Origin of the sequence: Lactobacillus sp. OTU4228 (assembly GCF_001006945.1) — a bacterium.
Lineage (GTDB): Bacteria > Bacillota > Bacilli > Lactobacillales > Lactobacillaceae > Lactobacillus > Lactobacillus amylovorus.
Genome location: NZ_CDLD01000041.1, coordinates 83,919 through 97,473, shown reverse-complemented (window position 1 = coordinate 97,473; position 13,555 = coordinate 83,919). Strand labels below are relative to the sequence as shown.

The 13,555-nt window shown below is 37.4% G+C and carries 16 protein-coding genes and 1 tRNA gene; 7 read left to right on the top strand and 10 right to left on the bottom strand.

What is annotated here, in order from left to right:
* Positions 1 to 14: 14 nt before the first annotated feature.
* Genes BN1206_RS09225 through BN1206_RS09215 form a run of 3 tightly spaced genes read left to right on the top strand, consistent with a single transcriptional unit; the run spans position 15 to position 1,504 of the window.
* Positions 15 to 413, top strand: coding sequence for a DUF4430 domain-containing protein (locus tag BN1206_RS09225; protein WP_013436882.1), 399 nt, complete (start codon positions 15 to 17; stop codon positions 411 to 413).
* A 3-nt stretch (positions 414 to 416) separates the two neighbouring features.
* Positions 417 to 941, top strand: a complete 525-nt coding sequence (locus tag BN1206_RS09220) for an ECF transporter S component (RefSeq protein WP_014565452.1) — start codon at positions 417 to 419, stop codon at positions 939 to 941.
* Positions 941 to 1,504, top strand: a complete 564-nt coding sequence (locus BN1206_RS09215) for a cob(I)yrinic acid a,c-diamide adenosyltransferase (RefSeq protein ID WP_052543293.1) — start codon at positions 941 to 943, stop codon at positions 1,502 to 1,504. The genes BN1206_RS09220 and BN1206_RS09215 overlap by 1 nt, the downstream gene beginning before the upstream one ends.
* Positions 1,505 to 1,521: 17 nt before the next feature.
* Here the strand turns inward: BN1206_RS09215 and BN1206_RS09210 are convergent, their stop codons facing one another.
* From BN1206_RS09210 to BN1206_RS09200, 3 genes are all read right to left on the bottom strand, one after another.
* Positions 1,522 to 2,319, bottom strand: coding sequence for a putative ABC transporter permease (locus BN1206_RS09210; protein ID WP_013641328.1), 798 nt, complete (start codon positions 2,317 to 2,319; stop codon positions 1,522 to 1,524).
* Positions 2,320 to 2,412: 93 nt separating this feature from the next.
* The gene (locus BN1206_RS09205) at positions 2,413 to 3,534 is read right to left on the bottom strand and encodes an LPXTG cell wall anchor domain-containing protein (RefSeq protein ID WP_052543292.1); all 1,122 of its coding nucleotides are present in this window, start codon (positions 3,532 to 3,534) and stop codon (positions 2,413 to 2,415) included.
* 189 nt (positions 3,535 to 3,723) lie between these two features.
* The gene (locus BN1206_RS09200; RefSeq protein ID WP_022087634.1) at positions 3,724 to 5,124 is read right to left on the bottom strand and encodes a C69 family dipeptidase; all 1,401 of its coding nucleotides are present in this window, start codon (positions 5,122 to 5,124) and stop codon (positions 3,724 to 3,726) included.
* 146 nt (positions 5,125 to 5,270) lie between these two features.
* On the opposite strand from BN1206_RS09200, the gene BN1206_RS09195 reads away from it, so the two are divergent.
* Entirely contained in the window at positions 5,271 to 6,533 is a 1,263-nt protein-coding gene (locus tag BN1206_RS09195) for a restriction endonuclease (RefSeq protein WP_052543291.1), read from the top strand.
* Between the two features lie 78 nt (positions 6,534 to 6,611).
* Here BN1206_RS09195 and BN1206_RS09190 read toward each other — a convergent pair whose 3' ends face one another.
* A complete protein-coding gene (locus tag BN1206_RS09190; protein ID WP_181989493.1) occupies positions 6,612 to 7,052 on the bottom strand; it encodes a maltose acetyltransferase domain-containing protein in 441 nt (146 codons plus the stop codon).
* A gap of 191 nt (positions 7,053 to 7,243) precedes the next feature.
* Here BN1206_RS09190 and BN1206_RS09185 point away from each other — a divergent pair, with 191 nt between their 5' ends.
* The gene (locus BN1206_RS09185) at positions 7,244 to 8,068 is read left to right on the top strand and encodes an AAC(3) family N-acetyltransferase (RefSeq protein ID WP_013436874.1); all 825 of its coding nucleotides are present in this window, start codon (positions 7,244 to 7,246) and stop codon (positions 8,066 to 8,068) included.
* A 213-nt stretch (positions 8,069 to 8,281) separates the two neighbouring features.
* Here BN1206_RS09185 and BN1206_RS09180 read toward each other — a convergent pair whose 3' ends face one another.
* Together BN1206_RS09180 and BN1206_RS09175 are read right to left on the bottom strand one after the other, a co-directional pair.
* Positions 8,282 to 8,500, bottom strand: a complete 219-nt coding sequence (locus BN1206_RS09180; protein ID WP_013436872.1) for a DUF3923 family protein — start codon at positions 8,498 to 8,500, stop codon at positions 8,282 to 8,284.
* Between the two features lie 98 nt (positions 8,501 to 8,598).
* Positions 8,599 to 8,671, bottom strand: a tRNA-Thr gene (locus BN1206_RS09175).
* Positions 8,672 to 8,835: 164 nt separating this feature from the next.
* On the opposite strand from BN1206_RS09175, the gene BN1206_RS09170 reads away from it, so the two are divergent.
* A complete protein-coding gene (locus tag BN1206_RS09170; RefSeq protein ID WP_052543290.1) occupies positions 8,836 to 9,537 on the top strand; it encodes an MgtC/SapB family protein in 702 nt (233 codons plus the stop codon).
* A 60-nt stretch (positions 9,538 to 9,597) separates the two neighbouring features.
* On the top strand, positions 9,598 to 10,830 hold the full coding sequence (locus tag BN1206_RS09165; RefSeq protein ID WP_052543289.1) for a DUF2974 domain-containing protein: 1,233 nt from the start codon (positions 9,598 to 9,600) through the stop codon (positions 10,828 to 10,830).
* A gap of 45 nt (positions 10,831 to 10,875) precedes the next feature.
* Here the strand turns inward: BN1206_RS09165 and BN1206_RS09160 are convergent, their stop codons facing one another.
* The 4 genes from BN1206_RS09160 to BN1206_RS09145 form a co-directional block, all read right to left on the bottom strand.
* Positions 10,876 to 11,136, bottom strand: coding sequence for a GlsB/YeaQ/YmgE family stress response membrane protein (locus BN1206_RS09160; RefSeq protein ID WP_052543288.1), 261 nt, complete (start codon positions 11,134 to 11,136; stop codon positions 10,876 to 10,878).
* Between the two features lie 55 nt (positions 11,137 to 11,191).
* A complete protein-coding gene (locus BN1206_RS09155; RefSeq protein WP_052543287.1) occupies positions 11,192 to 11,380 on the bottom strand; it encodes a CsbD family protein in 189 nt (62 codons plus the stop codon).
* A gap of 146 nt (positions 11,381 to 11,526) precedes the next feature.
* Entirely contained in the window at positions 11,527 to 12,405 is an 879-nt protein-coding gene (locus BN1206_RS09150) for an ROK family protein (RefSeq protein WP_052543286.1), read from the bottom strand.
* 117 nt (positions 12,406 to 12,522) lie between these two features.
* On the bottom strand, positions 12,523 to 13,452 hold the full coding sequence (locus tag BN1206_RS09145) for a DegV family protein (protein ID WP_013436852.1): 930 nt from the start codon (positions 13,450 to 13,452) through the stop codon (positions 12,523 to 12,525).
* Positions 13,453 to 13,555 lie beyond the last annotated feature (103 nt).

The window sequence follows — 13,555 nt, the reverse complement described above, 5'->3', positions numbered from 1 at the left end:
ATTAGGAGATAAAAATGAAGAACAAACACAAATTTAGTTTATTATTTACAATCGTTGCATTTTTAACTTTATTTTTGACGGGATGCTCAAATAATAGTTCATCCACTGCCAAAAAGAGCTCTAACAATCAAATTACGGTTAACTACACCTTGAAACAAGGCAAGAAAACCGTAAGTGATAAATCCGTTAAGATTCCTAAGAAAAAGGCCAAGGTAATTACCGGTCTTAAGAAAGCATGGAAAGTGCAAGAAACTAAGGGTTTTATTACTTCAATCGATGGTAAAAAGCAAAACCCTAAGAAAAAGATTTATTGGACTTACACAATTAACGGCAAATGGGCAACCAAAGGTGCCGACAAACAAGCTGTTGCTAACAAGGATAAAGTTAAATTTACTCTAGACAAGGTGAAGTAATTTATGGTTACTGAGCGGCTGCAAATCAGACAAATCGCATTACTGGCCATGCTTACAGCAATGTGCGTGGTCTTGCGTATCTTCAAAATTATTCCTATTCCCAACGTACAACCAGTAACTGATATCTTGATGATCGCTACTCTTTATTTGGGTATCGGCTCAGGTATCACTTTAGCTGCTTTGACAATGTTGATTTCTAATATTTATTTGGGATTCGGCATTTGGACTATTCCCCAAATTTTAGCTTATGCTGGTTGTGTATTAACTGTGGCCTTTTTAAACAAAGTTACGCCACTGCAAAATCACTTTTGGTTACAGGTAGCTTTGGCCACCTTTTTAGGTTGGGAATACGGCTTTTTAGTCGACCTGGGGATGACTATTTTCGGTGGTTTGCCTGCTTTCATCGCTTACCTTGTTTCTAGCTTCGCCTTTGATACCTACCATGCAATTGGCAACTTTGCCTTCTACTTTGTTTTATATAAACCAATCACCAAAGCACTTGAAGCCTATCAACGGAGGATAATCTAATGACAATCAAAATCTACACTAAAGTTGGCGACAAAGGGCTAACCAAGCAGGTTACTGGTAAAATAGTGCCAAAATATGACCTGCAAATTGAAGCATTTGGCAATGTGGATGAGCTTCAATCATACCTTGGTGTGGTGATTGCCAACTTATCAAAGAATTGCCGGGAATTACGTAAAGAGCTGGAAAACGTTCAGCGTAATTTATACCAACTGCAAGCCGATATTGTCGTTAAGCACCATCATGAAATTAGTGAGAAAAATGTCACACAGTTAGAAGACCGCATTAATGAATTAACTCCTAAAATACCCACTATTCCTGAATTTATCTTGCCTGGTGGCAAGGTTACGGGTGCTAACTTACAATATGCTAGAACCGTTGCTAGACGTGCCGAAAGGTCTTTAGTCAAGTTGAGTTTAAATGAACAAAAATTAAACGATTGCGATTTGGAGTACATGAATCGCCTTTCCGATTACCTTTTCATCTTAGGACGCTACGCAAATGTACTTGATGGTTACACCGAAATAAAAAGCAAAGTGCGAGAAAAAAACCGTATTAATGGCTAAAAAACACCGTTGCCGGATTAAGCAGCGGTGTTTTTGTTTGAGCGATTTTCTTTTTCAAGAATTGCTTTCTTTATTTCCATAAACTTAGGTGCATCCAAAACTCTTAATTTAGGGAAGCTCTTAAGCATACGTTTTTGGTTCCAACTTAAACGATTTGGTTTTAATTCGTCGTAGTGCTGAATAACTGAGTGATGCCAGTCGCCAACTTTAAGTCTGCCTTTCTCAGCCATTCTGCTTTCTACTCTGGATCTAACGCGTTCAATAAATTGGTTGATGCGATTGTCCCACATCTTGGTTGTAATATGGAATCTTTCGACACTGATTACAGTTAAGATTGTATCGATTCCCATAACTATCGTGATCCCTACGGCTAACCAACCATGCGTATCTCTTTCCTCAATATTGATAATCTTTTGTACAAATGGCTGGATAAATTTTACTAGTAGAATTACGCCGAAGCCCCAGAATAAGGAAATAACTGGCGCTACACGACCTTGGATGTTACCCCACAATTTTGAGTAATCCCATAATTTAAGATGGAAGACTTTTTCAAGGAATAAACTCGCGACATATTCGAAGACTGTCGCGACAATGATTCCGACGATAAATAGCAAGAAGATATTGTCTTGGACATCTTTAGTGCAGATTAAGACTGTAGTAACTGCGAATCCATAGACTGGACAATATGGGCCAAACAAAAAGCCACGATATTCATAATGATGATCTTTGATCGAACAATATATTGTTTCCCATAACCAGCCAATAAAAGAATATGTAAAAAATAAAACAATAATTTCAGAAATAGTGTATGGCATCTTTATATTTCTCTTTCAATATACAAGCTTATATATCCATAATAAGTGAAAGAGAGTAATTTGGCTATCGAAAATATAGATTTTATTAACTATCTACTTTTCCTTTTTTAAGCCCAATGTAAGGGCACCCACAATTAGAGCAAATAAACCGATGATAGACAAGAAAAGTGATGCAGATTCGCCTGCTTTAGGAAGGCTAGCTGAAGAAGTTCTATTTCTGTGTCGATTATGCTTTTTGAAGCTAACTTCTTTTAGATCATCATCGTCTAAAATTTTATCTGCGACAGTTTTGAAGTCCTTATCACTATGTCTAACCCTAGTTGCTTTAGGTGTACTAATTGTAGTTGGCTGATTATCCAAGCCTGTTAAACCCGTTACTGGGAGCTTTAACTCTTTATTTCCTAATTCAGTGTCTGCTTTTTCTTCTCTTCTTCCATCAGCATTTCGAGCCACCAGCATCTCATTTCCGTCTGTCCTTCTAATTCGCGTAGCTTTTTCCCCATATCTATACCTCTTTGGATTTTCTTTATCAAACTTAATTTCATGGTTTGCGACTTGGACATTTAAAGATTTTTCATCCCAAATTAAACCTTCAGGTATAGCATTTTCCACTACAACTTGATCATATTCTGCCTTTTTTGGATCAATCTTGATTTCCCAGGAAATATTGTCTTGATCAAAAATTCCGTTAATATCAACAGAGCTAATTTCTTCTACAGGATTATTTTGTCCTACTACATGAAGAAACTTAGTTACATCACCCGCTTGAATAAACAAGGTCTGACCTCTTTCAGATTTGTTTTTAACTTGCAGATCAAAATCAATTTGACCAGTTACATTTTCAAAATCCTCTATATTGTCATTGAATAAGATAACTACGCCATCTTGATCAACAACATATTGACCTACTTCATGATCTCTACCTGCTTCATCCTGAATTACGAGTCTATTATTTTCTTTAATCCCTTGAAGCGATGCACCACCTACATTTTCCCACGTAATTTTCATCAGACTGTTAGCAGTAAAAGCCTGTCTTCTATCACTAAACTTGGCCTGCACATGCACAAAATCATCGTTAAACTTGGCTCTCTTTTTATCAACCTTGAGTGAGACAAAATTATCGCTCACATCCATCACGGCTGCCTGAACGGTTCTTACTCCTTGGGCAAAGGATAAAAAACAAAAGAAAGCAATGCCTACAAGAATCTTTCTCATTTTTCCCTCCGTACAACTTTTTTGTTATTTGAAATTATACGGAGATAAACTTGTAGAACAATGCTTTCTTCAATGGAAAAATACACTTTTACAGTTTTGTCGCAATTTAGCAAACAAAACTGCTTTTTTGTTTATTCAATAAACAAAGACTTATCAAAAAAAGCCCACCCTTTGGGTGGACCTTCAAAATTAATAATTTAATCTGATTTGTAATGAACCTGTTTCTACACAGTCGCCAAAGCACTTCATTGCGGCATCGTATGTGGACTTAGCTGTCTTATCGTTAGCCTCTTGAAGTTTCTTTTGCAATTTTTCACCGTCAAGATCTTGGACTTCTTGATCAGTTTCAAGTAAAACATGACGACCAGCAGCTAAAGTACTTTGTTTCATCTCTTCAATTGAAGCACTGTAGCGGAATGGGTGCTCGTCAGCAATTGTTGTAATTGCATGAGTAAGCCAGTACATATCTTGAATATCGAAATGTTCCTTAGTATCGCGATAAGTACTTGGAGTATCAAGAATATTGGTGTAGTAAGGAGCAATACCATTGAAGGCATTTGGACCAAAGGCTACCCATTGAACACCAGCGATTTTTTCTGGAACGTTGTTTCTAATTTGCAAGATTGATAATTCTTGGTTACGTTGGAAACCAATTGGACGGAAGGCATGACGGTCTGCGTCTGTACCCTCTAAGCCATATGGATCGTACTTAGTGTGTTGATAACGTGAAGACAATGCATACTTAAAGTCTTCAATAGTAAGCAAGTGTTCAGGCTTTTTTGCAAATGGTAATTCTGGATCGTCTGGTTCACGAACGTCACTTGGGTTAAACAACTTTTGAATATACCATTCACGTGGAATGTTGTATTCATAGTCTGAATCGTCATGGCTACCAAAAATATGACGCAAATTGTATGGATTGCCTTGATGATCGATGTCTAAATAATTATCTTTAATCATCTTTTCCAAATCGGCAGAAGCCATTGTGTCGTCGCTATTAAAGTCAAAGTCGGTAATACTGAACCAGTTAGGTGCAGCAACGTAGCAGTCATCAGGCACACGTTTTGCGGCCCAGTGGTGGCCACCGATTGTTTCCATGTACCAAACTTCGTCCCTATCTGAAAAGGCAACACCGTTTGATTCATAGGTACCATACTTTTCAAGGTATTTACCTAAAAGCTTTACCCCTTCACGAGCTGAATAAATATATGGCAAAACGATGGTAACAAAATCTTCTTCACCGATACCCTTTTTATTCATTGGATCCACGCCCAAAACACGTGAATTAGTGGTGCTAGTTTCAGTAGCTGACATAGCAACGTTTGCGGCATTGATGCCGGCTTCACCCCACCAGCCCATCTTCTTCATAGTTGATTCAAGTTCAGGCACAGCGGTGTAACGCATTGGATCACTTGGCAGATCTACCTTGCATTTTGAAGTTACGGATTGATATTCCTTAGGTTGCTTGTCTGGCGTTACAACGATGAAACGCTTAGGGTTAAAAGCGTGACCGTAGTCTTCATTTCTGGCAACTAGAGTTGAACCGTCGGTAGTAGCTTTTTTACCGGCTAAAATTGTTGTACATGGCATAATTGATTCCTCCTATAATTTGTTTCTTATCCTTATTGTAAAACTTTTATAGGTTAAATTATTTTAGTTTTATTTAGTCAAAGCTAAAAGATTCCAAAATAATGCTGCTAAAATATCTTTAAGATCAAACAACAGAGGATAAAGTCATGCTATACATCGGACAAACATATTCAACATCAATCCAAGCTAAGAAATACGCAGAAAAAACTTCTAATAATATTTTAGAAATTAATGATTCCGCACAAAATAATTATTATAACCAAACTCACTTAGGCAGCAGTCCTAAAAACTATAATAATCAGCGCGGTATTACACAATATAGTGATCAAGAATGCATCATAATATCTAGCACTAATCACATTAGAAGTGACGCTTATAATCCATGGGAAGATGAATTTAATGAAGATATCGGCTACATATATTATTACGGCGATAACAAAACAGCAGATAAAGATCCAGCAACTACAACTGGCAATAAACGACTACTCGAACAGTTCAAATTAAGTCACAGTAATGATCCTAAAGAAAGAGCCAAAGCTATTCCAATTTTATTTTTTGAAAGTAAAAAACAAGGCGAACGAACTTTTCACGGATATGGCACAGTTGAATCAATTAAATTAGTCACTCAGTATAGCGGCTCCAATAAGAATAAAACTTATTTTTCAAACTATCTTTTTACATTCTGTGTTTTTTCTCTTAAAAAGGAACAAGAAGGCTTCAATTGGGACTGGATCGATGCCAGAAGAGAAAAAGATAAATTCGCTCCTTGTTTAGCACCAAAAGAATGGCAAGAGTGGATTAAAGATGGCGATTTTAATAAAATTAGACGTCACGTTTACGGTCGAAGTACTGCCAACAAAAAGGAACAACTACCTACACCTGGTAGTAAGTTAGATATAATTCTCCAAAAAATATATTCTCACTATCAAAATAATCCTTTTGGTTTTGAATACTTAGCTAAAGATGTAACTCGCCTATTAATCGAGGACTCTGGCACTATCTGCCACGATGGTTGGGTTACTAAGGCATCTGGAGATGGCGGATATGATTACGTACTAAGAATTGATATTGGAAATCATGGCTTAAGCCAAGTTAGACAGGTAGTTCTCGGACAAGCTAAATGCTACGAAAGAAATAATGGAGTTAGTGGCAAAGATGTTGATCGAATTATTGCAAGATTAAAGAGAGGATGGCTTGCAGCATTTGTAACAACTTCTTATTTTACTAATGCCACTCAACAAGAGATTCTAGAAGATAACTATCCTATCTTACTAATCACAGGTAAGCAAGTTGCTGAAATTGTTAATAAAGAACTCTATCGTAAAAATATTAGTTTAGACAAATATCTTGAATCCTTAAATATGGAACAAGAATATAAAAATCCAGAAGATATTCTAAAAGAAGAATAATATCAAAACACCTCATAATTACCAAATGTCAATCTAGTAGCTATGAGGTGTTTTATTAGTTTTTCTTTTTCCTATTCTTTATAAAAATCGAGGATCATTAGGATCAAAGCCGGTTTTATCCTTCTCAGTAATTGGACGAATAACTTTAGCAGGTACACCTGCCGCAATCACATTTGCTGGAATATCATGAGTCACAACACTGCCGGCACCAATAATTGTATTGTCGCCAATCGTTACTGGTGCACCGTCCAAGATTACGCAGTCATAATTGGCATAAAAATTATCACCAACATGAATATTTTGCCCAAATTCACAACGGAAATTTGGATTAACAAATGGTGTTTTACCAGCACTACCAAAAAGTTTTCTGATCAGTTCTTCTTTTTTAGCCGAATTATTTTCAGCATTCAACTTATTAGTATCTTCGGTAGCCTTGTTTCTTGCTTCAATTAACAATGGATCCAAGTCATTGTAAGGCTTGCCTGTTGCCATATATGCGAATTTTTCTTTTAAAGTTATCTTTTTTCTCCTTGAGGATAAATTGTGTATATTTATTATAAAATCATTCTCTATAATATTAGTTAATACGTATTTATTACGAGGAGAAAAAATGAGTAACAAACAAACTATGATTAACAAGCGTGAAATTAAAGCAAGAGTAAGATTTTTCAGACCAAGTCAATAAACTATTTTAGAAAAGGAAACACACTATGTCTGAAAAATTAATCGAAACTATTATCACAAAAAATGATTTTAAGGCTGCTTTTGACAATTTAGGTGTCAAAAGTACAGATGCTTGCACGGTTCATACTGCCATGAGTAAGTTTCAATATTTACCCGGTGGGCCTAAAACAATTGTTAGAGCACTTGAAGAAACTTTATCCGTTGGCACACTAATGATGCCGTCACAGGTTTCAACGAATTGTGATCCAGCAACTTGGGAGTATCCACCCGTTCGTCAAGATTTAATTCAGGTGGTCAGAGATAATATACCACCATATGATCCAAGGACCTCAGCTACAGAAGGCCTGGGCATAACGCCAGAATACTTTAGGAATTTACCTGATGTAGTTCGCAGCACGCATCCCTATTTGCCAGTTGCTATCTGGGGTAAAAATGCGGCTGAAATTGCCGCACGTCAGCCTTTAAACCTGCCGTATGGGATCAACAGTCCACTTGATTATTTGTACAAGAACGATGGCAAAATTATTTTCTTAGGTACCGATTACGAAACTTGCACAATGCTTCACTACGCAGAATCTACGATTCATCGCAAAACTGAAACCTGTTCTGCAGCAACTAGTATCGACCAAGATGGAAAAACGATTTGGACAAATTATCAAAACATAGATTTAGATTCTTATGACGATTTCAACGAATTAGGTGAAGCTTTTGAAAAAGAATTTCCTAATGAAGTTAAAGCACAAAAATTAGGTCAAGGAATTATCAAAGTAATTAACAGCAAATCCTTGATCGATTTTGCCCGTCAATGGTTTAATAAAAAAGATCATCAATTTGGTAATGCAGTAGATTAACGAAGATCAAAAAGAGCAACACGAGATTCTTTCTCATGTTGCTCTTCTTTATTTTCTATTCTTTTTGCGAAGCTCCACTTTCCGCATCTGGCTTGACTTCATCAGTTTTTGAATAATCAAAATCGTCAAGAGTTACCGCACCATCTTCATAGTGCTTTCCATGACGATCTTCAACCGGTATCCCTAAAGCAATCGACCATTCCTTTGTTTCTCTTAGTTTATATTTTCTTGCTTTCTTTTTAAAACAATAAACCAAATTAGATAGCCAATAATGACAGGAATTGCAAAAATTAGCCAGATCAGCAAAGTTATTTCTTTTAATTGAGCCGTCTGAGCTACTCCTGCTCCGTCAACATTCCTAAACCAGATAATTGCTGCAATTGCTATCCAGACCAGCAATACAATTAATCCGCTAGTTTTCCATGCTTTCATAATTCTCCTCCAAGAAAATTGCGCTATTAATAAATGTTTTAGTTATAGTACAAAAAAGATCTGATTTTTCAATCAGATCTTTTAAACGTATTTATTAATGCTGACTAGAGGATTCGAACCTCCGACCTCATCATTACTAGTGACGTGCTCTGCCAACTGAGCTAAGTCAGCAACTCATTTGTTATCTCATCGACAACAGTATTTATTAAACCATATAGATGGGAGTTGCGCAACCCTTTTTTGAAAAAAATTCAAAAAAAATCTTCAAAACTATCAAATAAGGCTATTTACGTTAGAATGGAACTAAAAGTGTTAGTCATTCAAGAGGTGATTTTATGGAGACATTCGCTCCCATTACAACTGAACTAGATTGGCTGCTCAGGATTCTCGTCGCCGCCTTTTGTGGTGCCCTAATCGGCTATGAACGAGCTATCCAAAGAAAAACTGCAGGTGTCAGAACGCACATTGTAGTTGCTATTGCTTCTGCCTTGTTCATGATCGTATCTAAATACGGCTTCACCGATCTGCTCAACATGCACGATCTTTCACTCGACCCTTCAAGAATTGCCGCCCAAATTGTCACCGGTATTTCCTTCATCGGTGCTGGTACAATTTTAGTAAGAAAAGAACAAATTTCTGGTCTAACAACAGCCGCTGGTGTCTGGGCAACTGCCGCCATCGGAATGGCCGTTGGTGCAGGCATGTACTTCATCGGCATCTTATCAACCGCCCTGCTTTTCATCATTCAACTATTCTTTCATGATGACGAAATCATTGATAAACTTACACCACACATTCGTTTCGACATTTTGATAGATGCTATCAATAAACCAGATGTTTTGCCACAAATAAAGCAAGAGCTAGAAAATAATAAAGTTGAAAATATTTCAATCAAGATTCTCGATGTCAGCGATAAAAAGATCGTTCTTTATGTCGATGGCGTTATCAACAATAAAATTGACGAAAATCAAATCATCATGACTTTACGCAAATATCCTGATATTCGAAAAATCAGTTACACACGCGGTGGCTTATAACATTTATTTTTAGAGTAATAATTAGTAAAATGTCATTATTAACCATGAAAGGATGACTTTATGGCAGGAACTCTTGACTATTTACGTTGGCGAGGAGATTTATCATTTAAAGAGAAGCCATTCAATAGTGTAGATGCATCACTCTTCGCCTCATTTATCTATCTCCCTGTAGATAAATCAGCTAAAGGACATACCCTAAGCGAAGTAGCGGAAAAACTTCGCGTTCTCCCCTCTTTCCAAGTACAAATGCACGATGAAAACGGTACCCAGATCTGGCTCCTTCCTAAAAGTCCACGACTAGGAAATGTAGAAATTTTAAACTGGACTAACCGAATGGAGAAAGACCCATATCCATTACAATTTACAGCGGCTACTTTTCAACTAGATAAGAAAACTATTTTAATCGTTTACCGCGGCACCGACAGTTCAATTATCGGCTGGAATGAAGATATGAATATGAACTACATGCCTAAGGTTTATGGTCAAGATGTGGCGGCAAATTATCTTAAAGAAATTGCGGCCAAATATCCTGACGACAAGATTTACTTAGCTGGTCACTCAAAAGGCGGCAATTACGCAGAATATGCTTTAAGTGTGGCAGAACCCGCCTTGCAAAACCGCGTTATCAGAGCATTCAGTTTTGACGGCCCAGGATTTTTCCATCAAGTATGGCGTTCACCCGGCTTTGTTAGAGCACTTCCTAAGATGAAGACTTATCTACCAGAATCTTCAATCATTGGCACTATGTTAGATCACCCAGAACGAGTATTAATTGTTAAAAGTACTGCACCAATGATCCAACAACACGATCCGCGTCGCTGGAGTGTAGGACGAGATAGTTTCGTTTTAGCTGAAGGTCTTACATCAGGTGCAAGATCGCTGCGACATTCCTTTATTGACTTTAATCACACTATTCCCGATGAACAACGTGGTGAATTATGGGACGCATTGTTTCAAGCATTCGACGAATTAAATATCACCGATGTGTTCCAAATTACTGCTAACAAGTTGCTGGGAACTGTAAGATTCAGCCGCGTAATTATGGCCTTAACCCCAGAAACGCGTAAATATGTTTTACACATGGTCGGAGAAATTCTTAATGCGATCCGTGGTAATATTAGCTTGCCATTCAATGAAACTGATTTTGCTTTATATCCTAAGAGTAACGACTCGAACAAGGCCCCTATCTTCTTTGAATTTTACGATAAAACTGTGCCAAGCATCTTACCAGAAGAAATTAAACAACGCTTCAAAGATGATAAAGAACGTGAACAAAAGAATGAGAATAAATAGTTTCACATGAAACAAAAGCATGCATAAGCATGCTTTTATTATTTCTTATACATTTTTTCGATTGAAGAATCCCAAAACAAATGAGACTACTAATACCAAGATAACTGCCCCTAGTACCGATGGCACTATTGCCATCCCCGCCATTTGCGGTCCCCAGGCGCCAAAGAGTGCTTGACCTAGCGTTGAGCCAACAAGTCCTGCTAAGATATTTGCAAGAAAGCCCATTGAACCACCCCTACCGGTTATGACACCGGCAAGCAGTCCTATTATAGCTCCGACGATTAAAACCCAAATCCAATATAACATAGGATCACCTATTTTCTTTCTTCGTAGTTTTTACTAGATTTATCTACTACAAACTTCAGCAATCTTCGTCTATTTTTTGATTGTCTTCTATATCTTCTTTTACTTTTTTGGCCTTAGCTTTGACTTTGCCCTTTACTTGCTGGGCTTTGCCTTGTGCTTCACGCGTCTTGTCTCCGGTTATTTTACCTTCGACTTCTTTAGCCTTACCTATTATCTTGTCTTTTAAGCCACTATCTTTACTCATAAGCGGCTCCTTTCGTTAATAACGTGATACGTTCTATAGTTAATACTACGCTGATTTACCCCTAATTACGTCAAAAAAGACCCAGCTTACGTCTTTCTTAACGTGCTGAGTCTTTTTCATTGCTTTATTGATCAAAGCGTGTATTTTTATTTGAGTAAATTCTTAGCTAATTCAAAGTCACCAAGAGTTGCGGAACCGTTGTTGGCAACGGCTGGACGAACGATTAACTTGTCCAAATCTGGAGTTGTGACATAGTTGTTGTTAAATTCATTGAAGAACTTTCTAACCTTAACAAGGTCATCTTCATTTAATACAGAACCACCAACAACCATTACATCTGGACGAGCAGTCATGTAAACATTGAAGAGCATTTGTGCGATGTAGTATGCAGAATAAGTGAAGACCTTGTTATCACGTGAAAGCTTTTCACCAGGGATACCGGTTCTGCCTTCAAGACTTGGACCAGCTGCCATACCTTCAACACAAGCGTCGTTGTGGAATCGACAGTGACCCTTGTAGTCATCACCAGGATAACGACGAACGAGCATGTGACCCATTTCTGGGTGGTTGTTCAAACCAAGAAGCTTACCTGCTTGAACAATACCTGCACCAACACCAGTACCAACAGTTGCGTAGAAGTAACTCTTTGAATCATCGCGACCACGGGCAACGTACTCACCGTAACAAGATGCGTTAACGTCAGTCGTCATTGCAACTGGAATGCCAAGTTCTTTTTCAAAGAAGCCCTTAACGTTAGTGCCTGACCAGCCTGGCTTAGGAGTGTCCAAAATGTAACCATAAGTGCGTGACTTAGGGTTGATGTCGATTGGACCAAAAGTACCGATACCCAATGCATCAACTGAGTGCTTCTTAAAGAAATCAGCTGTCTTTTGTAAAGTTTCTTTATTAGTTGTAGTAGGAATTCTGTCGCGAGCAACTTCCTTGCCTGTTTCAACGTCTTGAACTGCTACGATAAATTTTGTACCACCGGCTTCGATACTGCCGACATATTTCTTTTCTGCCATTTTCTCATCCTTTTCTTGTATGTTTTTATCTCCGAATAGTTTTGTGCTGATAATATTATAAAGAAAAAAGCCTTTATATGTAAAGGCTTTCATATGTATGTAATTAATTTTATTTACTTACGCTTTATCTACAACTTCTTCAGAATTGATTTCTTCAATTGGCTTACCATTTTTATCAAAGTAGTCATCAAGATCACGACACCAAATCATTGCCATTGTTCCCTGTCCTACATGGACACCAACTACCGGCCCAATAATACTTTCATCGAACTTATATCTAGGGAACTTAGCACGATAATCTTCAATCCATTCTTCTTTCTTATCAGGATCAAGTGAATCAAAAATTGTGCATTGAATATTGTATGGCATGTTCTTAGTTAGATTGTCAAAATCATTTTGCACATGCTTATATGCACGTTTAGTTTGTCTTTCCTTAGCAATTGCAGAGATCTTACCTTCATCTTGCACATCCATTGAAAGAATTGGCTTAATTTTGAACAATGTTCCCACAAAACTGGCAGCGTTAGAAAGTCGACCTGTTCTCTTCAAGTGGCTCAAATTGTCCACCATAAAGCGCACATCCATCGTTTTTTGCAAATCAGATAAATCATGCATAATTAAATCAACGTCGGCTCCAGCCTCGACTAGGCGGCCCGCCAGCATAGCATAATCGGCCTCACCAGCACAGGTGATTTTGCTATCGAATGGATGAATCTTGATTCTAGTTTCGCTATTCGCAATACTTTCAACAGTTGAATAATAACCAGAAATACCACTAGACAAGGTAATTACAATCACATCAGTGTAGCCTTGCTCTACATATTCATCTATTCTTTTTTGCAAGTCACCTGGGGAAGGCTGTGAAGTTGAAGGTAATTCACTTTCATCAGCTAATTTTTTATAAAATTCTTCATAGCCAATATCGATCATATCGCGGTAAGTCTTATCGCCCCACATAATTGGAATTGGCAAAACATCGATATGATACTTTTCTTGTTGCTCTTTAGTTAAGTAAGCTGAGCTATCGGTTAAAACAGCAATTTTCATAATCTTTCTCCTTTGATTGTTACTTATATTTTAACCGATTTCAGATAGCTTTTAGCAAAAAAATAACCTGCTTTTAAAAAAGCAGGTCTTTTTAATAATCAAC